23 protein-coding genes are annotated in these 26,464 nt (G+C 59.5%); 4 read left to right on the forward strand and 19 right to left on the reverse strand.

The window, feature by feature from the left end; all coding sequences use genetic code 11:
• Window positions 1-110: 110 nt before the first annotated feature.
• The 9 genes from AC1ROI_RS21965 to AC1ROI_RS22005 all read right to left on the reverse strand — a co-directional run bounded on the left by AC1ROI_RS21965 (window position 111) and on the right by AC1ROI_RS22005 (window position 7,080).
• Window positions 111-368 (reverse strand): hypothetical protein, encoded by a 258-nt coding sequence (locus AC1ROI_RS21965; RefSeq protein ID WP_077749656.1) that lies wholly within the window; start codon window positions 366-368, stop codon window positions 111-113.
• Window positions 365-577 carry a hypothetical protein gene (locus tag AC1ROI_RS21970; protein WP_010459849.1) on the reverse strand — a complete coding sequence of 71 codons (213 nt, stop codon included), beginning with the start codon at window positions 575-577 and terminating at the stop codon, window positions 365-367. The genes AC1ROI_RS21965 and AC1ROI_RS21970 overlap by 4 nt, the downstream gene beginning before the upstream one ends.
• Window positions 578-692: 115 nt before the next feature.
• A complete protein-coding gene (locus AC1ROI_RS21975; protein WP_255311789.1) occupies window positions 693-818 on the reverse strand; it encodes a hypothetical protein in 126 nt (41 codons plus the stop codon).
• A 210-nt stretch (window positions 819-1,028) separates the two neighbouring features.
• On the reverse strand, window positions 1,029-1,208 hold the full coding sequence (locus AC1ROI_RS21980) for a hypothetical protein (protein ID WP_010459844.1): 180 nt from the start codon (window positions 1,206-1,208) through the stop codon (window positions 1,029-1,031).
• Window positions 1,209-1,364: 156 nt separating this feature from the next.
• Window positions 1,365-2,540: a lactonase family protein gene (locus AC1ROI_RS21985; RefSeq protein ID WP_042932104.1), complete on the reverse strand. Its 1,176-nt coding sequence runs from the start codon at window positions 2,538-2,540 to the stop codon at window positions 1,365-1,367.
• On the reverse strand, window positions 2,527-2,823 hold the full coding sequence (locus AC1ROI_RS21990; RefSeq protein ID WP_010459840.1) for a DUF5629 family protein: 297 nt from the start codon (window positions 2,821-2,823) through the stop codon (window positions 2,527-2,529). Before AC1ROI_RS21990 ends, AC1ROI_RS21985 begins: the two co-directional genes overlap by 14 nt.
• Before the next feature lie 200 nt (window positions 2,824-3,023).
• Window positions 3,024-4,604 carry an aldehyde dehydrogenase (NADP(+)) gene (locus AC1ROI_RS21995; RefSeq protein ID WP_077749653.1) on the reverse strand — a complete coding sequence of 527 codons (1,581 nt, stop codon included), beginning with the start codon at window positions 4,602-4,604 and terminating at the stop codon, window positions 3,024-3,026.
• A 10-nt stretch (window positions 4,605-4,614) separates the two neighbouring features.
• Window positions 4,615-5,607: an AraD1 family protein gene (araD1, locus tag AC1ROI_RS22000; protein ID WP_102594842.1), complete on the reverse strand. Its 993-nt coding sequence runs from the start codon at window positions 5,605-5,607 to the stop codon at window positions 4,615-4,617.
• Window positions 5,608-5,757: 150 nt separating this feature from the next.
• Window positions 5,758-7,080: an MFS transporter gene (locus AC1ROI_RS22005; protein WP_083376877.1), complete on the reverse strand. Its 1,323-nt coding sequence runs from the start codon at window positions 7,078-7,080 to the stop codon at window positions 5,758-5,760.
• A 193-nt stretch (window positions 7,081-7,273) separates the two neighbouring features.
• Here AC1ROI_RS22005 and AC1ROI_RS22010 point away from each other — a divergent pair, with 193 nt between their 5' ends.
• Together AC1ROI_RS22010 and AC1ROI_RS22015 are read left to right on the forward strand one after the other, a co-directional pair.
• Window positions 7,274-9,010 (forward strand): IlvD/Edd family dehydratase, encoded by a 1,737-nt coding sequence (locus AC1ROI_RS22010; protein ID WP_010459835.1) that lies wholly within the window; start codon window positions 7,274-7,276, stop codon window positions 9,008-9,010.
• A gap of 188 nt (window positions 9,011-9,198) precedes the next feature.
• Entirely contained in the window at window positions 9,199-9,918 is a 720-nt protein-coding gene (locus AC1ROI_RS22015) for a FadR/GntR family transcriptional regulator (protein ID WP_010459832.1), read from the forward strand.
• A 113-nt stretch (window positions 9,919-10,031) separates the two neighbouring features.
• On the opposite strand, the gene AC1ROI_RS22020 is transcribed toward AC1ROI_RS22015, so the two are convergent.
• The 3 genes from AC1ROI_RS22020 to AC1ROI_RS22030 form a co-directional block, all read right to left on the reverse strand.
• A complete protein-coding gene (locus tag AC1ROI_RS22020) occupies window positions 10,032-12,416 on the reverse strand; it encodes an efflux RND transporter permease subunit (RefSeq protein ID WP_042932105.1) in 2,385 nt (794 codons plus the stop codon).
• A gap of 28 nt (window positions 12,417-12,444) precedes the next feature.
• Complete coding sequence (locus tag AC1ROI_RS22025; protein ID WP_083376878.1) at window positions 12,445-13,512, reverse strand: WD40/YVTN/BNR-like repeat-containing protein; 1,068 nt, start codon at window positions 13,510-13,512, stop codon at window positions 12,445-12,447.
• Between the two features lie 266 nt (window positions 13,513-13,778).
• Window positions 13,779-17,147 (reverse strand): patatin-like phospholipase family protein, encoded by a 3,369-nt coding sequence (locus tag AC1ROI_RS22030; RefSeq protein ID WP_158243844.1) that lies wholly within the window; start codon window positions 17,145-17,147, stop codon window positions 13,779-13,781.
• A 42-nt stretch (window positions 17,148-17,189) separates the two neighbouring features.
• Between AC1ROI_RS22030 and AC1ROI_RS22035 the strand changes: the two genes are divergently transcribed.
• Complete coding sequence (locus tag AC1ROI_RS22035) at window positions 17,190-17,447, forward strand: hypothetical protein (RefSeq protein WP_102594394.1); 258 nt, start codon at window positions 17,190-17,192, stop codon at window positions 17,445-17,447.
• Here the strand turns inward: AC1ROI_RS22035 and pepN are convergent.
• The 6 genes from pepN to AC1ROI_RS22065 are packed head-to-tail and all read right to left on the reverse strand — an operon-like array spanning window position 17,428 to window position 23,941.
• Window positions 17,428-20,085, reverse strand: a complete 2,658-nt coding sequence (gene pepN / locus AC1ROI_RS22040) for an aminopeptidase N (RefSeq protein ID WP_102594393.1) — start codon at window positions 20,083-20,085, stop codon at window positions 17,428-17,430. The two genes, AC1ROI_RS22035 and pepN, sit on opposite strands and share 20 nt — an antisense overlap.
• Window positions 20,086-20,095: 10 nt before the next feature.
• A complete protein-coding gene (locus AC1ROI_RS22045; protein ID WP_102594392.1) occupies window positions 20,096-20,926 on the reverse strand; it encodes a DUF2797 domain-containing protein in 831 nt (276 codons plus the stop codon).
• A complete protein-coding gene (locus tag AC1ROI_RS22050) occupies window positions 20,923-21,183 on the reverse strand; it encodes a YeaC family protein (RefSeq protein ID WP_010459822.1) in 261 nt (86 codons plus the stop codon). The genes AC1ROI_RS22045 and AC1ROI_RS22050 overlap by 4 nt, the downstream gene beginning before the upstream one ends.
• Window positions 21,184-21,213: 30 nt before the next feature.
• Window positions 21,214-22,083, reverse strand: coding sequence for a rhomboid family intramembrane serine protease (locus AC1ROI_RS22055; RefSeq protein ID WP_077749648.1), 870 nt, complete (start codon window positions 22,081-22,083; stop codon window positions 21,214-21,216).
• The gene (locus AC1ROI_RS22060; RefSeq protein WP_370654424.1) at window positions 22,080-23,054 is read right to left on the reverse strand and encodes a metallophosphoesterase; all 975 of its coding nucleotides are present in this window, start codon (window positions 23,052-23,054) and stop codon (window positions 22,080-22,082) included. The genes AC1ROI_RS22055 and AC1ROI_RS22060 overlap by 4 nt, the downstream gene beginning before the upstream one ends.
• A complete protein-coding gene (locus AC1ROI_RS22065; protein ID WP_010459816.1) occupies window positions 23,051-23,941 on the reverse strand; it encodes an NAD(+) kinase in 891 nt (296 codons plus the stop codon). The genes AC1ROI_RS22060 and AC1ROI_RS22065 overlap by 4 nt, the downstream gene beginning before the upstream one ends.
• A gap of 107 nt (window positions 23,942-24,048) precedes the next feature.
• Here AC1ROI_RS22065 and AC1ROI_RS22070 point away from each other — a divergent pair, with 107 nt between their 5' ends.
• Window positions 24,049-24,999, forward strand: coding sequence for a DUF1853 family protein (locus AC1ROI_RS22070; protein ID WP_102594391.1), 951 nt, complete (start codon window positions 24,049-24,051; stop codon window positions 24,997-24,999).
• 130 nt (window positions 25,000-25,129) lie between these two features.
• On the opposite strand, the gene AC1ROI_RS22075 is transcribed toward AC1ROI_RS22070, so the two are convergent.
• Window positions 25,130-26,413, reverse strand: coding sequence for an arsenic transporter (locus AC1ROI_RS22075; RefSeq protein ID WP_010459813.1), 1,284 nt, complete (start codon window positions 26,411-26,413; stop codon window positions 25,130-25,132).
• Window positions 26,414-26,464 lie beyond the last annotated feature (51 nt).

The following is a 26,464-nucleotide window of genomic DNA, read 5'->3' on the forward strand; positions in this document are numbered from 1 at the left end:
CTTTCTGACACACCGAGTCGCCCGATTTACGACTGCTTCGCAGCCCAACGGGGCGATGCGGCGTTCCGACAAACGCCCTCGCCACAATGGATCTCAATAGCCGCTCGTTTTCAGGCGAACACCTCGCACATCTCCACTACCGAGCAATCCACCTGGAACGGCCCGAAGAAATCGTCTTGCCGTTTCATGGGCGGATTGCCGGCCAGCAAGCCCAGAGCTTTTGCGGTTTCAATATTACGCGCCAGGTTGTGATTGGCTTCGATGGACCGCGCAACTGAACCCGCCGAGCCCTGCCCTATCCCCAACAGGGAAGCGCCATTGGTCATGAATGCCAGGAAGGCAATGACCCAGAGTTTGCTGCCTTTCATGCCCCTGCCACTCCCGCCGATGCGGCTTGATCGACCACGACGCTTTGAGCACGGTGTTCGAACTGGATGGCGGGATAAGCGACCTGAACCGGCGCTTCAAAGGTGTGCTGCAAATTGGACGAAACGCTGACGATCAGCACCAGGGCCACGTAAAGACCTATGGCCAGGTAGGCGCCGTATTTGGCAGAAGTGAGGATTGAGCTGGCCATGGTGTTCTCCGTGGGCATGTTTAAGTGCCCACAGAATCGATCAAAAAAGCGGTGACAACCACTCAGGGTTTTCCATAGTCACCATCAGCTTCATTGATCATTAAGCCCGTCTATCTCAGTCTTGAATAAAACTCATCAAGCGTTCGCGGGCCGCGTCCGGCTCTTGGGAAACGGGCTGAGCAGCCGAAAGAATGGGGGTTGAATAGAGGAACAGAAGAACCACTGCCAGACGCATCGCCATGCTGTCGATCCTTGTTATTAGATGTTGAGTCAAAAAATCAACGTCAAATCTAAATGCATGGCTATGTGATATCAAGCGATACATTGATGGCAATGTGATGCTGTCGTAAACGCGTTATGCAGGAGCGACATCACTCATCGACGTTCGACGTATTTCGATCGAACGGCGCAAGTGACTTCGCTCCTGCATAAAGGGTGCAGGGCTTGAATTTCAGGCTTGGGTCTTGTGATCCAGTGCCGCGTAGAAGTTGGCGCTCTGTTGCAGGTATTTCTGGGTGTAGCTCTGGGCGTGGGATTTTTTGTCGCTGATCTCAACGTTGGCGCTGGCTGGCAGAGCAACGGTGGCGGAGATGGCAGAAGCGGCGATGATGGAGAAGAGATTGAAGTTCATGGCGGTATTCCTCGGATTCAGTTGGCTTGTTTGCCCGATGGGGCCGTGGAGCAAACTTAACCTTCGAGGGTTGGCGCCTTGAAATCTTTTGTAGCATTAGCAGATATCAGCCTCATTAATACAAGGATGCAGGCCCCATCAACCGGGGCCTGCGGCCTATTGACGCACCAGAAACTTGAGGTCGCTCGGAGCATCCATCGGCAGTTTCTGTACGGTTTTACCCAACAAACCGCTCTTGGCATCGCGTTCGACCACAACAATCTGGTTGCTCTTCTGGTTGGCAATCAGCAAGAACTGGCCACTCGGGTCGAGGCTGAACTCGCGCGGGTGATCACCGTCCACCGAACGACGTTGTAGCTCCTTAAGATGGCCGGACGCAGGATCGATGGCAAACACCAGCACCTGATTGGCGGTGCCACGGTTGCTGACGTAAAGGAACTTGCCATCGGCCGAGGCGTGCAACGCAGCGGCGGCCTTGTCGGAAACAGGCTGGCCCGCCGCCAGATCAACCATCTGGGTTTGCTCAAGTTTGCCGTTCTGGTAATCGAACACCGCGACCTGCGCGCTCATTTCCATGGTCAGCCAGGCGTGTTTGCCATCGGCGCTGAACAGCAAATGACGCGGCCCGCTGCCGGCTGGCAACTGGACCGACGCCGGTGTGGCGGCAGTCAACGGTAGCTCCGGATTGGCCTTGGGATCGAAGCGGTAGACAAAGATCTTGTCGGCGCCCAAGTCATTGGAGAACACGTACTGTCCGTCCGGCGAGGAAACCGTCGAATGCACATGCGCCGACATCTGCCGCTCGGGATTGACCCGGCTCGACGGGTGACTGCTCATCTGCACCACGGGCTGGAGCTTACCGTCGGCGCCCACGGGCAACACCGCCAACGTGCCGCCCGGGTCTTCAACCACTGAATAGTTGCTGACGAACAAATGACTGGCCTCACCGCTGAGGCTCGAATGCGTCGGCTCGTTGCCCAGGCTCTGCACCTGATTGATCAGGCTCAGTGCATGGGTCTTGGGATCGATTGAATAACTGCTGACGCGCCCGACCGGGTCTTTCTGGCCGGGGCCGTTTTCATTGACCACGAACAAGCGCTGCTGATCTTTGGAAACGGTCAGCCAGGACGGGTTTTCACTGGTGACCACTTGCAGCGGCTTGGGGTTGATCTGCCCGGTGGCGCTGTCGAAGTTCAGGCGATAAATCCCCTGGCTCTGCCCCGCCGTGTAGGAACCGACCAGCAACTGATAGTCGTCGGCCGACGCGGCTTCAATGCCCATCGCGCCGATGCTGCCGGCCATCAACAGCGGCCAGAGCTTATGCATCCTCATTCCCTTCTTCCTCGTCGTCACCACCGCCGAACGCGTCCATAGGCACTAGTCGATGCTCACCGGAATCGCCGGTAATGATCCAGCTCTTCAAATCAGGATCGAAAGTCGCCGCTGTGATCTGCGCAATGCTGAACTCCCAACGTTTGAGTGCTCGGCCGTCCATGCATTCGATGTGCAGGTTTTCGTCTTCATCGAGGGAAAAATCGAAGGCGTGCAGCCCGTCGATTTCCAGCATGTCACAGTGTTCGAGGGCGTTGATCAAGGTGTCGGATGCGGCAGTCATGGCAGTCAATCTTTGAATGGGAAAGACGCAATGATAGCTCAATGTGAGGGTGGGTCTGTGTCGCTCATCCAACATGCTGGCGACACAAAATACTGTGGGAGCGAGCCTGCTCGCGAATGCGGAGTGTCAGTCGATATTGTTGTTGACTGATGCACCACTTTCGCGAGCAGGCTCGCTCCCACGGGGATTGCGGTGAGCTGTTAAAGGGCGTCGCGGGAAGGTTTGCCGTCCACCAGACGCTGGATGCGCAGGGGGTTGGCGTTCTTCAGCGGTTCCGGCAACAGGCTGTCGGGATAGTTCTGGAAACACACCGGCCGCAGGAATCGATCAATCGCCAACGTGCCGACCGACGTGCCGCGTGCATCGGAAGTTGCCGGGTACGGCCCGCCGTGGACCATCGAGTCGCAGACTTCAACGCCCGTCGGATAGCCATTGAGCAGGATCCGTCCAACCTTTTGCTCCAGCAACGCCGTCAGCTCGCCGAACTGTTCGAAGTCCGCCGGCTCACCAATGATCGTCGCCGTCAGCTGCCCGTGCAGGCCGTTCAACGCGGCACTGAGTTGCGCCTGATCCGCCACTTCGACGAACACAGTGGTCGGGCCGAACACTTCTTCCTGCAGCACTGCATCGCCATTGATCAGCAGGCTGACGTCAGCCTTGAACAACTGCGGTTGCGCCTGATTGCCTTGCTGCGGATTGCCAGCCAGATGCTCAATGCCCGGGTGAGCAAGGAGTTTTTGCAGGCCGTTGCCATAGCTGCTCAACGTCCCGGCATTGAGCATTGTTTGCGCCGCCTGATCGCCGATGAGGCCCGCGACCTGCTGCACAAACGCGGTGAATTGCGGCGAGCGAATACCGATGACCAGACCGGGATTGGTGCAGAACTGACCGCACCCCTGCACAACCGAAGCGGTCAGGTCACGGGCGACGGTGTCGGCCCGAGCAGCCAATGCCTTCGGCAACACGATCACCGGGTTGATGCTCGACATCTCGGCGAACACCGGGATCGGTTGTGGACGTGCGGCAGCCATGTCGCACAAGGCGCGGCCACCCTTCAGCGAACCGGTAAAACCGACCGCCTGAATCGCCGGGTGCTTGACCAGCGCTTCGCCGACTCCGCCGCCGTAGATCATGTTGAACACGCCGGCCGGCATGCCGGTTTTTTCCGCCGCGCGAATCAGCGCATCGGCGACCAGTTCGGCGGTGGCCATGTGGCCGCCGTGAGCCTTGAACACCACCGGGCAACCGGCGGCCAGCGCCGACGCGGTGTCGCCGCCCGCCGTGGAGAAGGCCAACGGAAAATTGCTCGCACCGAACACCGCAACAGGCCCAAGACCGATGCGGTATTGGCGCAGGTCCGGTCGTGGCAGCGGTTGGCGATCCGGCAGTGCCAGATCAATTCGCGCGCCGTAGAAATCACCGCGACGCAGCACTTTGGCGAACAGACGCATCTGCCCGCTGGTGCGCCCGCGCTCGCCTTGAATACGTCCGGCCGGCAATGCCGTTTCGCGGCAGACCACCGCGACAAAGTCATCGCCCAAGGCGTCGAGTTCATCGGCAATCGCATCGAGAAATTGCGCGCGACGTTCCGCGCTCAGACTGCGATAGGCCGGGTAAGCGGCGGCAGCAGCCTTGGCGGCGGCATCGACTTCCTCAGGCGTTGCCTGGAAGAAATCATGAGGCAAGGCTTCGCCGGTGCTGGCATCAACACTTTGCATTTTGACGGTGCCAGTCGCGCTGCGCTGACCGCCGATGTAGTTGTGACCAAGAATCTGAGGCATGCGTATCTCCTTAAAGGGTGCCGACGGTGCCGGGCTCGAAAGCGGCTTCAACCGGGGCGATCCCGTTGATCAACGGCGCGCCGAACTCGGCCTGACTGATCTCGAACACATCACCCTCCCGGGTGCGAATGCCGTCGGCAAAGGACAGGGTCGCGGTGCCGAAAAAATGAATGTGCACGTCCCCCGGACGCAAGAACTGGCTGTACTTGAAATGGTGGTACTCAAGGTTCTCGAAGCTGTGGCACATGTTGGCCTCGCCGCTGAGGAACTCGTTCTGCCACAGCACTTCACCGTCACGCAGGATGCGGCTGGTGCCAGCCAGATGTGCCGGCAATTCGCCGACCCGCAGTTCCGGGCCATAGCTGCAACTGCGCAATTTCGAATGCGCCAGGTAGAGGTAATTCTTGCGCTCCATCACATGGTCGGAGAACTCGTTGCCCACTGCGAAACCGAGGCGATACGGTTTACCGTCGTGGCCGATAACGTAGAGGCCGCTGAGTTCAGGCTCTTCACCCGCGTCTTCGGCAAAGGGTGGCAGCGGGAACGGCTGGCCCGGACGCACGACGATGCTGCCGTCACCCTTGTAGAACCACTCCGGTTGCACACCGGCTTGTCCGGTCGCCGGTTTACCGCCCTCCACGCCCCATTTGAAAATGCGCATGGTGTCGGTCATTGCCGCTTCGTCGCCGGCCTGCTGGTGCATCTTGTCGCGGGCCGAAGCGCTGCCCAGATGGGTCAGGCCGGTACCGCTGACCAGCATGTGCGCCGGGTCCGGGTGATCCAGCGGAGGGAGGATCCGCAGCTGCTCCAGCAGCTCCGTGTAGTCATGGCCGATGCCCAGGCCCAGGGTTTTCACCTGCTGCTGCAGATTGACGCCCGCCTCGATTGCCGCCAGGGCCAGGTCACGGACCGTGCGCGCGTCCTGCACTTCGCGCACCAGCCCCTCCTCGACCACGCCTACCCGGCGCTCGCCGTTACTCAGTTCGAACTGCACTAAACGCATGGATTTTCTCCTGTAAACAATCTTGAAGGCGGCATTGCACCCTGTGGGAGCGAGCCTGCTCGCGATGAGGCCGTCAAATCCAAAATCATTACCGACTGACACTCCGCCTTCGCGAGCAGGCTCGCTCCCACAGGGGATTTGTGTGATCTCTCAGGTGCGAGTCGCGCCGCGAGCACTGGCCGCGAACTGGTCGGCCGCCAGCACATGCTTGCGCTCCAGTAACCGATAGACCACGCCGGTCAACACCAGCCCGAACACCATCACCCCCGACAGGAAGTACAGCCCCGACGCCAGGTTGCCGGTGTACTCCTTCAGTGCACCGATCACGAACGGGCCAATGTAGCCGCCCAGGTTGCCCACCGAGTTGATCAACGCGATCCCGGCCGCGGCACTGGCGCCGGCGAAAAAACGACCGGGCAAGGTCCAGAACACTGCGGTGCAGGAAAACAGCGCAAACGCCACCAGGCACAACGCTGCAAGTTGCAGCACCGGCACCGTCAGCCAGGCGCTGAGGAACAGCCCGATGGCGCCCAGCACGTAAAGCACGGCGAGATGACCGTAACGATCATTCAGGCGGTCGGAACTGCGCGGAATGATCAGCAGCCCGATGATCCCGAAGATGTAGGGCACCGATGACACGAAACCGGTCACCAGGTCCGTACCACCAAACTGTTTGATCAAGGTCGGCAGCCACAGGCCCAGGCCATAAATGCTCAAGGTCACCGGCAGATAAAACAGCGCCAGCAGCAACACGCGTTTGTCTTTCAGGGCATGCAGCGGATTGCCATGACGGGTCTGGCCGTAGGCCTCCAGGTCCTTTTTCAGCTCGCCGGTCAGCCAGTCTTTCTCGGCCTGATCCATCCATTTCACTTGCTGGGGTCCGTCCGGCAGGTAACGCAGTACCGGCCAGGTCAGCAGGATCGCCGGGGTGCCGATGACGATGAACAGCCACTGCCAGCCATGCAAACCAAGGACGCCGTCCATGCCAAGCAAACCGCCGGACACCGGGCCGGTGATCATCATCGCGATGGGCTGGGAAAGAATGAACAGGCCAAGGATCTTGCCGCGATGGCGAACCGGGAACCATTGGGTGATGTAGTAGAGAACGCCCGGGAAGAACCCGGCTTCGGCCGCGCCGAGCAGAAAGCGCATGACATAGAAGCTGTGCGGCCCTTGGACGAACGCCATGCCGATGGTGATGGCGCCCCAGGTGACCATGATCCGTGCGAACCAGCGTCGGGCACCGAAGCGGTCGAGCATCAGGTTGCTGGGGATTTCCAGCAGGAAGTAGCCAATGAAGAACAACCCTGCACCGAGGCCATAGGCTGCGTCACCCAGGCCAATGTCGGCGCCCATGTGCAGCTTGGCGAAACCTACGGCGGAGCGATCCACATAGGCGATCAGGTACAGCAGGATCAGGAAGGGAATCAGTTTCAGCGTAATGCGACGAATAAGCCGCAGTTCCTGGCTCATGAGATCGGTCTCCGATTGTTGTTGTTATAGAACCTCGGGGGACGCCTCTCGCTGAAAACCGCCAGGGCAATCCCTCCGTTGAAAGCGACTATATAGTAATACTAATTAACCAACAACACTTCCAAACTGGCGAAATTGCGCTTATGTTACGCCTTAGCTCGAACAATATAGTCATACAATAAGAGAATCGATCATGTCCGATAAAAAACCCAACCTGCGCTCCGCCCAATGGTTTGGCACCGCTGACAAGAACGGCTTCATGTACCGCAGCTGGATGAAAAATCAGGGCATCGCCGACCACCAGTTCCACGGCAAGCCGATCATCGGCATCTGCAACACCTGGTCGGAACTGACCCCGTGCAACGCGCATTTCCGCCAGATCGCGGAGCATGTCAAACGCGGGGTGATCGAGGCCGGTGGTTTTCCGGTGGAATTCCCGGTGTTCTCCAATGGCGAATCGAACCTGCGCCCTACCGCCATGCTCACCCGCAACCTGGCAAGCATGGACGTTGAAGAAGCGATCCGTGGCAACCCGATTGATGGCGTGGTCCTGCTGACCGGTTGCGACAAAACCACCCCGGCGCTGCTGATGGGCGCGGCCAGTTGCGACGTGCCGGCCATCGTCGTTACCGGCGGGCCGATGCTCAACGGCAAGCACAAAGGCCAGGACATTGGCTCCGGCACCGTGGTCTGGCAGCTCAGCGAGCAAGTCAAAGCCGGCACCATCACGATTGACGATTTCCTCGCGGCCGAGGGCGGCATGTCCCGTTCGGCCGGCACCTGCAACACCATGGGCACGGCGTCGACCATGGCCTGCATGGCCGAAGCACTGGGCACGTCCCTGCCCCACAACGCGGCGATTCCCGCGGTGGATGCGCGGCGTTATGTGTTGGCGCACATGTCCGGCATGCGCGCGGTGGAGATGGTCCGTGAAGATCTGCGGCTGTCGAAGATCCTGACCAAGGAAGCCTTCGAAAACGCCATCCGCGTGAACGCCGCCATCGGCGGCTCGACCAACGCCGTGATCCACTTGAAAGCCATCGCCGGTCGTATCGGCGTCGAGCTGGACCTGGATGACTGGACCCGCATCGGTCGCGGCATGCCGACCATCGTCGACCTGCAACCGTCCGGCCGTTTCCTGATGGAAGAGTTCTACTACGCCGGCGGCCTGCCAGCGGTATTGCGTCGCCTCGGTGAAGCTAACCTGATCCCCAACCCGAACGCCTTGACCGTCAACGGCAAAACCCTGGGCGAGAACACCAAGGACGCGCCGATCTACGGCCAGGACGAAGTGATCCGCACCCTCGACAACCCGATCCGCGCCGATGGCGGCATTTGCGTATTGCGCGGTAACCTCGCGCCCCTCGGTGCAGTGCTCAAGCCATCCGCGGCCAGTGCCGAATTGATGCAGCATCGCGGGCGTGCGGTGGTGTTCGAGAACTTCGACATGTACAAGGCGCGGATCAACGATCCGGACCTGGACGTCGATGCCAACTCGATTCTGGTGATGAAGAACTGCGGGCCGAAGGGTTATCCGGGCATGGCCGAAGTCGGCAACATGGGTTTGCCGGCCAAGCTGCTGGCCCAGGGCGTGACGGACATGGTGCGCATTTCCGACGCACGCATGAGCGGCACGGCGTATGGCACCGTGGTTTTGCACGTGGCCCCGGAAGCAGCGGCCGGCGGGCCTCTGGCAACAGTGAAGGAAGGCGACTGGATCGAACTGGATTGCGCCAACGGGCGTTTGCACCTGGACATCCCGGATGCTGAACTGGCGGCGCGCATGGCAGATCTGCAACCGCCGCAAAATCTGATCGTGGGCGGTTATCGTCAGCTGTACATCGACCATGTGCTGCAAGCGGATCAGGGCTGCGATTTCGACTTTCTGGTTGGCTGCCGCGGTTCCGAAGTCCCGCGCCACTCTCACTGATCACATCAATCCCCCTGTAGGAGCGAGCCTGCTCGCGATAGCGGTCGAACATTCAACATTGATGTTGACTGAACGACCGCTATCGCGTGCAGGCTCACTTCCACATTGGCTCTTCATCTGATTCAGGACCGGGTCCGCGCCTGCTATCATGCGCGGCATCTCCATCGCACAGGATCGCGCCGTTCCCCATGGATTACCGCAAACCCTCCGACCGCAAAAGCATGCACTCGCGCATCGTCCAGGAATTGGGCATGCAGATCGTTTCCGGGCGCTTCAAACCGTGCGACAAACTGCCCGCCGAAGCCCTGCTGTGCGAGGAGTACGCGGTCAGCCGCCCGGTGCTGCGCGAAGCCACCCGGGTACTGGTTGCCAAAGGCCTGGTGTATTCCCGTCCTCGGGTCGGCACCGTGGTCAAGCAGCGTAAGGAATGGCACATGCTCGACCCGGATGTGCTGCACTGGCTAATGCAAAGCAGCCCGCAGAATGAATTTTTCGAGTTGCTGACCAGCGTGCGCAGCATCATCGAACCCGCTGCCGCCGCCCTCGCCGCGCAGTTCGCGACCGACGCAGACATCGCCTCCATCGGTGAAGCCTACCAGCGCATGGAAGCTGCGCCGACGCCGGAAGCGCTGTTGCAGCCAGACCTGGATTTTCACAGCCGCATCGCCGATGCGACCCACAACGATCTGCTGGCCAACCTGTGCAACATGCTGTCGGTGGCGATTGCTGAAGCGCTGAAACATTCCAACCAGCGGCCGAACCTGCATGAACTGGCGCTGCCCCGACACAAGGCGATCCTGACGGCGATCGAGAACCGCGATGCGCTGGGTGCGCGGCATGCGACCCTCGTTCAGCTCGACGATGCGCGCAGTGCGCTGAACGTCGTGCTCGGCACAGATCCCTCATAACCAACGCGATCCTTTTTAGGAGCCAGCAAGCCGGCTCCTGCAAAGGGTTGTGTTAATCCTCAGATGAAAAAAAGCCGCAACCCAGGTTGCGGCTTTTCTATTTCAGCCAGGGATCAGTGAGCGAACAACGAATTGCCCTTCTGCCCCGCCAGTTTCTCCGGCTTGATCAGGAAGCGAGCCAGCGCCGGCAGCAGCCAAAGCGCGCCGAACATGTTCCAGAGCAGCATGAAGGTCAGCATCAGGCCCATGTCGGCCTGGAACTTGATGGCCGAGAAGATCCAGGTGCACACACCGATCGCCAGGCACAGGCCGGTGAACAGCACGGCTTTACCAGTGGACTTGAGCGTCTGGTAGTAGGCTTCTTGCAACGGCAGGCCCGCACGCAGGAAGCTTTCCAGACGGCTATAGATGTAGATGCCGTAGTCCACGCCAATCCCCACCCCCAGCGCCACGACCGGCAGGGTCGCGACTTTCACGCCGATGCCCATGAAGGCCATCAGGGCGTTGCCGAGTACCGAGGTCAGCACCAGCGGCAGCACGATGCACAAGGTCGCCGCCCAGGAACGGAAGGTGATCATGCACATGGTCGCGACGCAGATGTAAACGAGGATCAGGATGGTCAGCTCGGATTCCTTGATCACCTCGTTGGTCGCCGCCTCGATACCGGCGTTACCCGCCGCGAGGATGAACTCCAGGCCGTCCTTGTTGTTTTCCTTGGCGAAGTCCTGCACCGCATGCACGGCGCGATCCAGGGTGGCGGCCTTGTGGTCGTTGAGGAACACCAGCACCGGCGCCAGGGAGCAACTGTTGTTGTACAAGCCATCGGCACGGGCAATGGAGTTGTTCAGTACGTCCGGGTTACGCGACAGGGTTTCCCATTTCAGGTTGCCCTCGTTCATGCCCTTGATCATCTGCTTGGACACGGTCACCAGGGAGATCGCCGACTGCACGCCCTCGGTGTTCTGCATCTTCCACATCAGTTCGTCGATCGGCGCCATGGCTTCGTAGCGCGAGCAACCTTCGGACTTGGTCTTGACCATCACCACCAATACGTCGGAGCTGGTCGAGTAGTTGCTGATGATGAAGTTGTTGTCCTTGTTGTAACGCGAGTCCGGCCGCAGTTCCGGGGCACCCTGGTCGAGGTCGCCGATTTTCAGGTTCTGGCTGTACCAGAGGCCGCCGCCGAAGGCCAGCAAGGCCAGGACGATCGACACCGGTGCGACTTTCGGGCTGGCAAAGCTCGACAGCAGGCGCCAGAACGGGTGTTCGCGGTGCGCGTCTTTCTTGCTGCGTTCGACAGCGCGCTTGCTGATGCCGACGTAGGAGATGGCGACCGGCAGCAGGATCAGGTTGGTGAACACGATCACCGCAACACCGATGGAGGCACCGATGGCCAGCTCACGAATCACACCGATGTCGATGATCAACAGCGTGATGAAGCCCACCGCGTCCGCAAGGATCGCGATCATCCCTGGCAGGAACAACTGGCGGAACGTGCGGCGTGCGGCGGTCAAGGCGTTGTCGGCTTCGCTGGACTGCAAGGCGATCCCGTTGATCTTCTGTACGCCGTGGGAAATACCGATGGCGAAGATCAGGAACGGCACCAGCATCGAATACGGATCAAGCCCGAAACCGAAGAAGTGCATCAACCCCAACTGCCAGACCACCGCCACCAGCGTCGTACTCAACACCGCCACGGTGCTGCGCATGCAGTTGGTGAACCAGTACAGCAGGATCAGGGTGATGACGAAGGCGACGCCGAAGAACATCACCACCATGACCAGGCCATCGATCAGGTCGCCGACTTTCTTGGCGAAACCGACGATGTGGATCTGCACGTTAGGGTTCTGCGCTTCAAACTTGTCGCGGATCTTTTCTTCCAGCTCGTGGGAGAACTTGCGGTAGTCCAGCGCCAGCAACTTGCCCTGATCCTGCGGGTCCGGGTAGGACTCCAGCAGCGGGATGTCGACGATGCTCGACTTGAAGTCGTTGGCCACCAGGCGCCCGACCTGACCGGACTTGAGCACGTTGTTGCGAAGCAGGTCGAGGCTTTGCTGGGAGCCGTTATAGCTCTGCGGGATCACTTCGCCACCGGCAAAGCCCTCCTCCGTCACCTCGGTCCAGCGCACGCTCGGGCTCCACAGCGACTTGAGGCCGGAACGGTCGACGCCGGAAATGTAGAACACTTCGTCGTTGATCTGACGCAGGGTCTCCATGTATTCCTTGGAGAATATGTCACCGTCGGTGGCTTCCACGGAAATGCGCACCGTGTTGCCCAGGTTCGCCAGATCGTTGCGGTGCTCCATCATCTTTTGAATGAAGGGATGATCCAGGGGGATCATTTTTTCGAAACTGGTGGACGGCCGTATCAGCGTCGCCTGCCAGAACAGGAAGATGCTGACCAGCAGGCAGATGACGATCACTGCCGGGCGGTTGTTGAAAATCAGGCGTTCCAGAAACGTCGCCTTGTCTTGGTGATGACTGCTCAAGGATGTCATAGACCCGCCTTCTTATTATTTGCCCGGCTCATTTGGACGACCCGTTTTTGCCATTCTCTGCGCCGGTTGGCGTGGTGACGCGAACGCCACCCTGTCCTGCCAGAATCAGATTGCCGTTGCCTGCCGCGGTCACCGCCGAAACGGAAATGCGATCCGGGCGGTTGAACACGCTGAAGGTTTCACCGTTATCGTTGCTGCGGATCACCGAGCCGCCGTTGCCGACGATGACAATCGAGCCGTCGTCGAGCAGCGTCGCGCCGGACAGACCGAACTCCAGCGCACCGCGAGCAGCCTTGAGTTCGACCGGTTCCCAGGTCGTGCCGAAATCGGTCGAGCGGAACAGATTGCCCCGCAATCCGTAGGCCAGCAGTGTGTTGGCCTGAGCGGTGCCGATCACGCCGAACAGCGAACCTTCGTATGGACCTTCAAGCTTCTCCCAGGTCTGGCCCCAGTCGGCGGAGCGGAACATGCTGCCCTGCTCGCCGACGATGAACAGCCCGGCATCCTTGACCGCCGCAATGCCATTGAGGTGGTATTGGTCTTCGTTGTCGAGGCGATCACTGGCATCTTCCCAGTGTTTGCCACCGTCGGTGGTGGCCAGCAACGCACCGTAGGCGCCTACGGCAAAGCCGCTGTTGACGTCCTGAAACCAGACGTCGAGCAGCGGCGATTCGCGTTTCAAATCTTCGAATTGCTTGGTCCAGGTGGCGCCACCGTCCTCGCTGGCGAGGATCTGAGCGTCATGGCCGACGGCCCAGCCGTGTTGGTCATCGGCGAAAAACACCGACGTCAACAATTGCCGGGTCGGCACTTTGGCCTGGGTCCAGGTTGCACCCTGGTCATCGGAATACAGAATGTGCCCGCGATCACCCACAGCCACCAGGCGCTTGCCGACGTGCACGACGTCGAGCATCAGGCTCTTGCTGGCTTTGGCAGATTCAACGGCATAAACAGTGTCGGACGCTGGCGCCGCAGCGGCCACCGCAGGTGCCGACAGCACGGCACAACCCAACAGCGAGAGCGCTGTGGCCAGCAACGCGAACTTGCGTAATGCCGGCGGGCGGCAGATACCCACACCCATGACAGGCTCACTCATAGACCTTCCCCCATTATTATTGTTAGGTCGTTCAACCTTTCAGGGCGCCGTAAGGGGTGCTCATCGGGATTGCCTGTTCTGGAGCATAGTCCTGAAATGCGCAATCTAGAGCCCCTTCGGAAGCTGGCTTATCCTATCGGGGTTTGGAAAGGTCTGACAATCGACGCCGCGTTATGTTTTGTTAACTGGGGGATAACGGTTGAGGGTGAATGGAGGCGTATTCGAGGGGATGATGGTCCGTGCATCATCCCGCCCGGTCATCGTGCCTAGCCGAACCAGCGCTTGATGAACACGCGCTTGATCGCTGGGGCCAGCGTTACCAGCAAAATGACACTGAGTGCAAATCCGCAAAACTTCATCCAGGTCAGCATGGCCAGTGCCCCGATCTGATCCACTGATGCATGACCATTGAGCCAGCTCAGTATCATGAAGTTTTCAGCATAGTCGCTCAACGCGGTAACCAGCGGAACAACTGCCAGCAACCACACTTTCCAGTGTTTCCCGCAACCGACCTTGTAACCGAGCAAAAAGACGCTGAGATAGAGGAGCACAAACAGATTATCCAGCGCGACCCGCCATTCTCCAGCGGTACTCTGCCCAGGCGACGGCACGCTATTGAACTGCTGTTGTGCAACGCCCATACAATCCGCCAGTCTGAAACAGAACTGGCTGGAGACGTTGAACAGCGTCCGATCCAACACGAAGAATATCCCAGCGGTTATCAGCGTTACCGCCAGCATTTCAAGAAACAGGTCAACCAGCGACCCATCTCGAGAGGGTCTCAGGCTAGGCGCACGCTTGAGGAGCCAACCGATGAAGTCAGTGAAATGGCTTCGTCCCTCCGTTATTGCTTTAGCCGGCACTGGCGGCGGTGCGGGCTTGCGGACACGCAGCAGTTGCTTGACCAAGGGGTCGTCAAAGCATTGTTCGCCGATCAGCTTCCCCAGCCGCCGGAAACTTTCAAACTGACTTTCATCAAAAAACTGATCAGCCGTGGTCTGGTGCGGAAAGGTCGGGTTTTGTATCGCGTAGTTCAGAACATCTGCCGGTTCATTACGCAGTGAGGCCAAGCTGGGCTTGATGAGCACGAGCTTGCCAACATTCTGCGCATCGTAATGTACTTCACCAATAAGGTAGCCCTGCGTACACAGTGCATTGGCATCTCCGCGAAAGTTGTTCAATTGGTTGAAACGAATATCAACCCCCAGATCGACCCGGCACTTGCGGATGGTGTCTGCCAGGTCGGTCATCTCGCGCTGCTCATCGGCACTGGCGTCGACCGCTATGATCACGGCACAGCGCCGTCGCACCAGTTCGTAGAGCCCCAGGTTATCGAAATGGCCGCCGTCAGAAAGATAAACGTAACGGCTGCGCTCATCGCTCAAGCCCAATAATTCATACAACAGCGCCAGCAAGCCGAATCGAGGGCTCGGCGAGCCCCACTGCGATTGCGCCGGATTTGGACTCCAGCGACCCAGACGAATGTTGAACAGCGTCAGGACGAAAGCCAGCATCGGCATGCTGGCACGCCCCATGTTCGGGCTGACGGCCGCGCCGGAGGTGGCCAGTGCCATCCCCAGCGTAAAGCCCTGTTCCTCCAGATCCAGTGCGGCATAAACATCGGTCGGGCGATAGGCCGGATCTGGCTGTTTTGAAGAATCAGTGACGCGCAAGGACGTTGTATCCCCTTGCGTACGCTCCAACGAGTAACCGCAAAACAACGGTGTGAACGCGAAAGAGGCCGCTTTTCTCTCCTGCCAGGCCAGGTCTGCCCCCTGGGTAATGTTCAGGGTGGTATTGATGATCTGGAGGGGAAGCTGCGGCACCCGCTCATCACCGCTTTTTCTGTTCAACAGGTGCAGGGAAAGGTCATCGTCATCGTCCAGGCCCACAAAGGGTTGTTCATTGCGGCCCTGCTGATTACTCGCACCCAGGTAGCACCTGACCAGGCGATTCTTGTACATGTTGTGCAGGGAGAATTTGTTGATGTCGACCCGCCAGGCAAACAGAAGGGTCACCCCCACCAGAACAACGATAGCCACCAGAAAAACCGGAATGCCCCACGTGTCCGGGTTATTAACGGTCAAGGCACCAATGGACGGCATCTTGCCTTGGAATATCGCCCAGAACGCAGGTAGATAATCTTTATCGAAAACGGGTGCCGGAGTCCGGTCGGCAATCGCCAGCAACGCTTTCTGTGTCGCCGCTGCAGCAACAAATACCAGGCCGACGACAAACACCGCCGAGGCGATATTCAAGTAATGCTCAATGCGTATCTGTTTCTTTACCGAAGCCGATTCCGGCTTGCGCAGAAACATCGACGCCAGCAGTGAGCCAATCCAGCCGGTGCCCAACAGGCTGATCCAGTTGCCCATGTGACTTTGCAGCCATTCCAGCAACGGTAACGAGAAAAACGTCAACAGGCACCAGATCGCCCAACCGAAGGCGATCGTCATCAGCCAGGCGTTCAGACGACTCCACCACTCTCGGCTGCGCTCGTAGTAAGCGCGTCCGACCATGCCGGTATAGACAGTTGTGGTGACGCCCAGCGCCGCGAGAAAAACCGGAACGGCCAGACACAGCAAGACGATTTTGTACTCAAGCGTATCGACTCTGCTGACCGGCAACAGGTAACTGGCTGCAGCGATGACCAATACGCCACAAATCAGCGCCACAGCACCTGCGAGGCACTGCACGATGGTGTCGCAGAGAAGCTGTTTCCAGGGTTTACGCTCAGCCAACTCAGCCAACACCCAGACCAATTGCAAGGCCAGCAGCAGACCTGCCAGATAACACACGTTGGCAAATGCCGTATCCCAGCCTGGCTGGGAGTCAATCCACCAGATAACCGCAAACACCACCGAGAAAACCCCGGGGACAATCACTGTCAGAATCACGCCGGGTACGGAGATCAAACCGTTTCGCTCGCGTTTGATTCGCAACCCCTGGTGCCAGAGGTTGTAGCCGATGCAGAACGTGAAAAACAATCCGCCCCAGGCCGCCGCATAACCCGAAATATGTCCGTAAGTGGCCAGTGCGTCATAGCCGCGAAGAAGGCCGTAAGGCAATGTGAACAACAATGCGAAAAAAGCCAGCAGGATGATCAGATTGAGCAGGACATTGCGCATCCAGGTGGCAAGCAATGTCAGCGTATCCATCGAGAACATGCCTACCCGAGGTGTCAGGTAGTTGCTGTATCGCCTCAACCAGACAATCTCGGCAGGCTCAGACGATGCAGGGGCCGTCGAGGTGTTGACGTTGTCGGCCTGCGCCAGGCTTTCCTGAACTTCGGCCAAGCCTTTACGATGAATCCAGGCGCTCAGCCAGCTGCCGATGTAGCCACCGCCAGAGACTGTTGACAGGTAGTCGAACGAGGCCAGCCGTTTGCGGCTCGCTAATGCCTGGAGCACGCCCAGGCAAAACGTCGCACTGCGTATACCACCACCGGAAAAGGCCAGGCCAACCGTCTGGGACGTCTCGCGCAGATGTCTTCCATTCCCTGTTTTGCCATGGAAGGCCGACTGTGGGTTTTTCGACATTGCGAGCGCCTCGGCATCTAGTGCCGCCTGCAGATTTTTGGCGGCGCTGTGGGGCTCTGGATTTTCGCTTTCCGGAAGGGCTTGCGAGGCTGTCATGGCCTGGGTCCTCAAACACTCGACTGCGCGCAAGGCGCGACTGTGACTCATCCGAGTTTTGACTTCCTGCGCGAATGCTCGCACGACAACCTGAACAAAGACGAGGTCTTTGGTATTGCGATCTCAGAGGAAACTGTAGGCAATCATCGTTTTTTTCGCCAGTTTCCGAGCGCCGAAGGAGCGCATCAAAAAACCACCTGGGAAATCGAGTGGGCTTGTACCGTGGGGCGATTCGATGAAACAAGCACCGCGGTCTGCCAGGCAGACCGCGGCATCAATATCAAGCCAGGCTTTTGCTGACCACTTCAAACACATCGCTGGACAGCTGACCCGAAGCACGAATCCGCTCCAGCTCGCCTTTCATCAACGCCTGACGGGCGTCGTCGTATTTGCGCCAGCGAGTCAGCGGCGCCAACTGGCGGGAAGCGATCTGCGGGTTGAAGCCATTCAACTCGATCACCAGATCCGCCAGGAAGCGATACCCGGAACCGTCCGCCGCATGGAAGTTGATCAGGTTCTGCCCGGCAAACGCGCCGACCAATGCCCGCACCTTGTTCGGGTTCTTGATGTTGAACGCCGGATGCTCCATCAACTGACGAACGCGCTCCAGACCACCGGGCAACGTGCTGCCCGCCTGGACACTGAACCACTGATCCATGACCAGCGGATTGTCCTTGAAGTGCTCGGCAAAACTCGCCAGCGCCAAGGCCTTCTGCTCTTCAAACGGCGAATTGACCAACACCGCCAGCGCGGTCAGGCGTTCGGTCATGTTGTCGCTGGTCTCGAATTGTTCCAGCGTCGCCGCCAACACTTCCGGCTTGCCGCTGAGCATCAGGTACGACAGCGCGATGTTCTGCAAGGCACGACGGGCGAAATGCTCGGCCTCGGCCACATACGGGGTTTTCTTCGACAGATCGCGGTTGGCCTGATAACGCAACCACAGCGCCTCGAACAAACCTTCAGCCAATTGCTTGCGGGCAAACTCGCGAGCGATATGGATGGCGTCGACGTCAGCCACGTCGCTGATTTCGGTCAGATACGCCTCGCCCGGCAGCGAAAGCATTTCCGCAACCATCGCCTGGTCCAGCGTCTCGTCGGACAGCACGGTGCGCAGAGCAGAAACCAGACGTTGATCCAGCACCAGTGCTTCGCCCTTCTGCTGCTGAGTGATCAGCTCTTGCAGCACCTGAACCGACAATTGCTGACCGGCATCCCAGCGGTTGAAACCGTCGCTGTCGTGCTGCATCAGGAACATCAGTTGATCGCGGTTGTACGGAAAGCTCAGTTTCACCGGCGCCGAGAAGCCGCGCAGTAATGAAGGCAGCGGCTGTTCAGCGATGTCGACGAAGGTGAAGGTCTGCTCGGCTTCGGTCACCGAAATCACCCGCGAAGCGCCTTGGGCGCGGTCTTCACCGGAAAGACGCAACGCAATGGCCGCCCCTTTCGAGTCAAGCAGGCCCAATTCCACAGGAATCACGAACGGCAGTTTTTCCACCTTGTCCGGGGTCGCCGGGCAGCTTTGGCGGAAAGTCAGGCTGTAGGTTTTCGCGGCGGCGTCGTAGGACTCGCTCACCGCCAGACGCGGGGTACCGGCCTGGCTGTACCAGCGTTTGAACTGGGCCAGGTCGACACCGTTGGCATCTTCCATGGCTTTGATGAAGTCGTCGCAGGTCACGGCCTGGCCGTCATAGCGTTCGAAATACAGGTCGCTGCCTTTGCGGAAGCCTTCGGCGCCGAGCAAGGTGTGGATCATGCCGACCACTTCCGAACCTTTTTCGTACACGGTCAGGGTATAGAAATTGGAAATCTCGATGAAGCTGTCCGGGCGCACGGCGTGAGCCATGGGACCTGCGTCTTCAGCAAACTGGTGAGTACGCAGGTAAGCCACGTCCTGGATGCGTTTCACGGTGGCCGAGTTCATGTCGGCGGAGAAGCCCGAATCACGGAACACGGTGAAGCCTTCCTTGAGCGACAACTGGAACCAGTCGCGGCAGGTCACGCGGTTGCCCGACCAGTTGTGGAAGTATTCGTGCGCGACGATCGCCTCGACACGCTGGTGCGCGGCATCGGTGGCGGTTTCGGCGCGGGCCAGTACGGCGCTGGAGTTGAAGATGTTGAGGCCCTTGTTCTCCATGGCGCCCATGTTGAAGTCGTTGACCGCGACGATCATGAAGATGTCCAGATCGTACTCGCGACCGTAGACCTCTTCGTCCCAACGCATCGACTTCTTGAGGCTGTTCATCGCGTGCTGGCACTTGTCGATGTTTTCCGGCTCGACGTAAATGCGCAGCGCCACCGAGCGTTCGCTCATGGTGGTGAAGCTGTCTTCGACGCACCACAAGTCACCGGCCACCAGCGCGAACAGGTACGCCGGCTTCTTGAACGGATCTTCCCAGGTCGCCCAGTGCCGGCCGTCTTCGCCGGGACCTGAGGCAATCGGATTGCCGTTGGACAGCAACACCGGATAGCTATGCTGCTCGGCAATGACCGTGGTGGTGAACGTGCTCATCACGTCCGGGCGGTCGAGGTAATAGGTGATCTTGCGGAAGCCTTCGGCCTCGCACTGGGTGCAGAACATCGTGCCGGATTTGTACAAACCTTCCAGGGCGGTGTTGGTTTCCGGGTGGATCTTGACGCTGGTATCGACCGTGAAGGTGGTGCTGGTCGGGTGCAGGGTCAGGTGGTTTTCCGTCAGCTGATAATCAGCGTCGCTCAGCTCGCGGTCAGCCACGGTGACCGACAGCAGCTCGAGTTGCTGGCCGTCCAGCACCAGCGGCGGCAGGCCCGGGCCGCGCTCGGGATTGCGGCGCATCACCAGTTGCGCATGGACCAGGCTGTGGTCCTCGAACAACTCGAAGGTCAGGTGCGTCTCGTCGATCAGGTACTCGGGCGCCTGATAGTCTTTCAAATAGATCATCTTCGGTTGTTCGGTGCGCATGCTGGAGTCCTTACTGATGCACGGCGAGCTGATAAGCCGTGTATTTACGAATATTGATGACGCCGGTGTCGAAAATCAGGTATTGGCCCTTGATCCCCAACAACGTGCCTTCGGCAATCGGATTCTTGTCCAGGTTGAAGCTGACGATTTTGGCCGGGTATTGCTCGACCGGATAGCGGATTTCGAGGGTTTCTACGTCGGCAATGGTCTGGATTGCTTGTAGGCCGAATCGTTCCTGCAAACCTTGCAACCCTTCGGCGCAGCTGTCGAACAACTGATCGCGAACCTCGGCCAGGTTCACCGACACCGCGTCGCCCTTGAGTAAAGCACGCCAGTTGGTCTTGTCTGCCACCTGACTGCGGAACAGGTCCTCGACAAACCCCGATTGCTGGCGGGTCGAAACGCGCATGATCGGCAACGCCTGACGGGCGCCCTGGTCGACCCAGCGAGTCGGCAGCTGGGTGGCGCGGGTAATCCCGACTTTCACCCCGGACGAATTCGACAGATACACAATGTGATCGGTCATGCAGAACTTCTCGCCCCACTCCGGCTCACGGCAGGTGCCAGCGTCGTAGTGGCAACGCTCCGGGCTCATGATACAGAGGTCGCACTGCGCCAGTTTGGTCATGCACGGGTAGCAATACCCCTGGCTGAAACTGGTTTTGGTCTTGCGCCCGCAATGGGTGCAATGAATCGCCCCCAGATATTCCAGACGCACCGTGCTGCCGATCAAGGGATTGACCGGCACCTCGACGTCATCCAGACGAAACGCGTACTGCACGTTCGGCCCGTCAAGGCGCGCCGACATTTTGCTGATTGCACCACGGCCAATCTCAATCAATGGATGGCATCCGATTTGAACAGGATGTTCGGCACGCTGATCGACTTCGAGCTGCATTCCTGCGGGCCCATGTAGCCGGTACGCTCTTCCTCGGGCAGGTTCTGGATTTCCCAGGCGATCATCGCTTGCAGCGACAATTCACGTTGTTCGGCGGTGAGTTTGCCACCGTCGGACCATTTGCCGATCTCCACCGCCAGCTTCAGGCTCTGGTAGATATCGGGGGTGATGTTTTGAATCATTTCGTTAAAAGAGGACATCAAGGGCTCCGCTCTTTAATACATAACTGATTAGACGGCCAGTTTACGGCGGTTGTACAAACCGCCCAACAAACCGGTCAAGCATCCGACGAGCAACCCGCTGACATGGGCTGCGTTGGCGATTTCACCGAAACCGATCATCGAGACCAGGCCCGACAGGCACAGCACCAGCCACACCAGCATCATCACCAGCACACCGCGCGGCAGGCGATATGCCGGGTTCGGCGACAATATCTGGAAAATCCAGCAATGCCCGAGCAGGCCGTAAAGCACCCCGGACAACCCGCCGAACAGGGTCGGGCCACTGAAAACAAACTGGGCGTAGTTCGACACCAGGCTGAAAAGCAAGGTCAAGCCGATCAGGTTGATGCTGCCCTGACGCGACTCGATGCGCCGCCCCAGCTCCCAATACCACATGCCGTTCATGGCCAGGTGCAGGATGCCGAAGTGGATCAGCATCGGCGTCACCAGACGCCACCACTGCCCCGCCGCCAGGCTGTCGGCCAAGGGCACAAAATGGATGTACTCGCCAACGATACGAAAATCGAGGAAGGTCAGCCAACGCAGCGTGTCGAGGTTTTCCCCCAGCAGCGTCACCGCACCGACGATCAGGCTCAGCAGCAACACCAAGCCGGTTGCCTTGGCATGGCGCAGTTGCTCGACAAAACCAGGCCGCCTGGTGGTTTGCGCGACCGGAATGTCCAGCTGCTGATCAGGGTCGCCCGCCGGGAAACGTTCATATAAGGAACGGACGTCTTCGCTGATATTGGCCGGCACCCACAGCACCTGTTCACCGGACTCTTCGCTGACCCGATGCGGCACCTGCATGCGTTGCAGCAGTTTGACGAACCCGCTCAAATCCACGGCCAGCGGCAGGCGTAAAACAGCAACGGTAGTCATCGCAACACCTCCGGCCGCTCGACATCGACCCAGACAAACTTGTGCGGGTCGAGGCGGGTTTCCTGATCCAGGCGATAGGCGACCAGTTTGCCGTAGAGCACCGCGCTGTAATCCAGGCAGGCCAGGTTCGGACGGATCGGCGCCGGTTTGCCGCTGCGCCAGTAATGGCCAACGAACAACAGCGGCTCATCGACGCCGTAACGCAGCAAGGTATTTTTTTCGGTGGACGACAGGGGCGTCTGGGCCACGGGTTCGGGCAAGGCGTCGGGCTGGAACACAATGTCTCCGTAGGTTTGCGGGTCGTCTTCCCAGAATTTGGTGCGGAAGAACGATCGCGTCAGGCCATCGCCGCTGGTCATGGTCAGCCCGTGGGGCAGGCGCATGTCGGTCCCGCGCAGCAAACGATCGAACACGGTGCAGGCGAAACTGCCCGGCACGGCCGAGGCCTGGAGGAAATGTTCGTCGACGCAGCCATCGGGGAACAGCGCGCGCAGCGGCTCGATCAGGCCGGCATCCCAGCAGGCGTGCACCACGCGGAAACGCCCGGCATCCACAAACAATGGCAGTTCGTAAAACCATTGCTGGAAGTCATGCCAGTCGCCGGGGTGATGTTCAAATTGCGTCAGGGTTTCACCGAGCAGGCGCGCATGGCGTGGCGTGTGTTCGCGCACGAACTGCTTGCCGCTGCCTGGCGGCGCCGGCGTGGCCCAGCCGAGGGCGTTGAATTCATGGTTGCCCATGATGCACAGCGCCTGACCGGCCTCGACCATGTCGTGGACGATATGCAGCGCCTCGCGAATCCGCGGGCCGCGGTCGATGATGTCGCCGACGAACACCGCCATGCGCGATGGATGCCGCCAGACGCCACCTTGTTTGTGATAACCGAGCCGGTCGAGCAAGTGCTCAAGGGTCAGAGCGCAACCGTGCACGTCACCGATCAGGTCGTAGCTACGCGCGGGATCGAGCATCAGTCGCCTCCACCACCCAACCGGCTGCCCCAGCCAAGCTTGGTCCGGCAGACCTCATAGTAGTTGTGGTCGAGCGGGTGGATCAGCCGCAGTTTCTGGGCTTTTTTGCTGATGGTGATGGTGTCGCCCGGCGCGCAGGTGAAATGGTTCTGCCCGTCACAGGAGACTTGCGGGTAAATCTGCATATCTTTGGACACGACGATTTTCAGCTCACTGTTGCCATCGACCACAATTGGCCTGCCCGACAAGGTATGGGGGTACATCGGCACAATCACAATAGCGTCGAGCTTGGGGTGCATGATCGGCCCGCCCGCCGACAGCGCATAGGCGGTCGAACCGGTGGGCGTTGCGACGATCAGGCCGTCGGCCTTCTGGCTGCAGACGAACTGGCCGTCGATGTACAACTCGAATTCGATCATCCGCGTCGATTTGCCCGGGTGCAGGACCACGTCGTTCAGCGCATCGCCCTGGCCGATGGCCTCGGCATGGCGCCGGACTTCGGCTTGCAGCAGGAAGCGGTTTTCCACCAGGTAATGGCCGTCGAGCACTTCGGCGACTTTGACTTCCAGTTCATCCGGGCGAATGTCGGTCAGGAAACCGAGGCTGCCCCGGTTGATGCCGAGCACCGGAATATTGTGTCGGGCCAAGGCACGCGCGGCGCCAAGCAGGCTGCCGTCACCGCCGACCACAATCACCATGTCACAGACTTCGCCGAGCATCTTGCGAGACGAGGTTTGCAGGCCATGACCGGGCAGGACTTCGGCGATGGTGTCTTCGAGAATCACGTGCAGGTGACGATCAAGCAGAAACCGTTTCAGTCGGCGGACGGTATCCAGCACCTGCGAACTGCCCAGGCGACCGATGATGCCGATATTACGAAATTGCTCCATGGGGTTCCTGCGCGACGGTGAAAAACACGATTATGGGCGAAAGCGCGGGATAGACAAAATCCTTTCAGCCACAAGGGTGTACTCATGTTTAGGGCTATGCTCGCAAGATGATCCTATTTCCCGATTTGCTCCAGTTACCCCACCAGTTGCGCCACCCCGAAGTGCGCGACCTTGCCTGGGTCATCCTCGCGCCGCCGATGCTCGACACCACTCCGTGGCCGCAACGCCATCCGCTGGCCGGCAGCGACTGGGTGCAGGCACCTGAGCAGCTGAAACGCTGGCTGAAGCAACTCGACCGCGACAGTTACGACTTGCTGCACTGGCTGGCGCAGGCCAGGACCCGGCGACTGGGCCTGTATTACGAACGCTTGTGGCAATACGCCGTGCGCCATGCGCCGGGTATCGAGTTGATTGCCGCCAACATGCCGATCCGCCGCGAAGGCCACACCTTGGGCGAGCTGGACATGCTGTTGCGCGATCGCGACGGCGTGCATCATCTGGAACTGGCGATCAAGCTGTATCTGGGTCCGCAGAATGGTGACGGACAGGACACGGCACAGTGGCTCGGACCAGGTTGTCATGATCGACTGGACCGCAAACTGGCGCATCTGACGCAACACCAACTGCCGATTTCCGCCCGCCCCGAGAGTCGCGAGGTACTGGCGGCGCTGGATATTCAGCAGTTCAGCGCGCATCTGTGGCTGGGCGGTTATCTGCTGTATCCGTGGCCAGGACAAGCCGAGCCCCCCCTCGGTGCCCATCCGCAGCATCTGCGCGGCAGCTGGCTGCATCAGAAAGACTGGGCGGACTTTGTCGTGCAGCGCCCGTTCGGCCGCTGGCAACCCCTGCCCCGCCATGCGTGGCTGGCGCCGGCGCATTACCCGGCGGAACAGACCTGGAACACCGGGCAGCTGGACGCATGGCTCAGTGACCTGGAGCCATTGGCCCCGGCGCAGTTGATGGTGCGCCTGATCGAGAACGCGGATGGGGATTGGGAGGAAGCGGAACGGTTGTTTCTGGTGGCGGATCTTTGGCCGAATGTGCCGGGCAGTGGTTGAGATTTGTAGTGCCTGGGTTGGCCCCTTCGCGGGCAAGCCTCGCTTCTACAGGTTTTGTATCGTTCGCTGAATTTGCATTCGTCATCAATCCTGTAGGAGCGAGGCTTGCCCGCGAAGAAGCCACCCCGTTCTAAATGGATAACCGCAAAGCCAAAGCCGCCAACGTCACCAACAACACCGGCACCGTCAACACCACCCCGACCTTGAAGTAGTACCCCCAGCCGATCTGAATGTTCTTGCGTTGCAGCACATGCAACCACAACAACGTCGCCAGACTGCCAATCGGCGTGATTTTCGGCCCCAGGTCGCTGCCAATGACGTTGGCATAAATCATCGCTTCCTTGACCACTCCCGTGGCCTGGCTGGCATCGATCGACAGCAAACCAATCAACACCGTCGGCAAGTTGTTCATCATCGACGACAACAGCGCGGTCAGCACGCCCGTGCCCATGGCCGCGCCCCAAACGCCGTACTGCGCGAACCCGTCCAGCCACCCCGCCAGATACCCGGTGAGCCCGGCATTGCGCAGGCCATAGACCACCAGGTACATGCCCAACGAGAAAATCACGATCTGCCACGGTGCTTCTTTCATCACCTTGCGCGTGGAGATCTTGTGGCCACGGGCGGCGATGGCCAGCAGCAACGCGGCACAGACAGCGGAAATGGCGCTGATCGGAATGCCCAGCGGCTCAAGGGCGAAGCAGCCAATTAACAGGATGGCCAGCACTGCCCAACCGGCATAAAACGTCGCCTTGTCATGGATCGCCGTCGACGGATGTTCCAGTTGCTCGGGGTCGTAAGCCTTGGGGATGTCACGACGAAAAAACCACATCAACATCGCCAGCGTGGCGGCGACGCTCACGAAGTTGACCGGAATCATCACCGCCGCATAGCGGTTGAAGGTGATATCGAAGTAGTCCGCCGAAACGATGTTCACCAGGTTCGACACCACCAACGGCAGGCTCGCGGTATCGGCGATGAACCCGGCGCCCATCACGAATGCCAACGTCGCCGCCGGGGAAAAGCGCAGCGCCAGCAGCATGGAAATCACGATCGGGGTGAGAATCAGCGCCGCACCGTCATTGGCGAACAACGCCGACACCAGCGCCCCGAGCAGCACCATATAAGCGAAGAGTTTGCGCCCGCTGCCCTTTCCCCAACGGGCCACATGCAAGGCTGCCCAGGCAAAGAATCCCGCCTCATCCAGCAACAGACTGATGATGATCAGCGCCACGAAGGTGCCGGTGGCGTTCCAGATGATCTGCCACACAATCGGGATATCAGCCAGGTGCACCACCCCGAAAATCAGCGCCAGCACGGCGCCGAATGTCGCACTCCAGCCAACCCCCAGGCCTTTGGGTTGCCAGATCACCAGGGTGATGGTCAGCAGGAAAATCAGCGACGCTATAAGCATGCGGGTACACGCCTCTGGAAAAACGAGGCGTGAATATATGGAATTCCGAAT

The organism is Pseudomonas sp. GW823-FHT02C02, assembly GCF_058797635.1.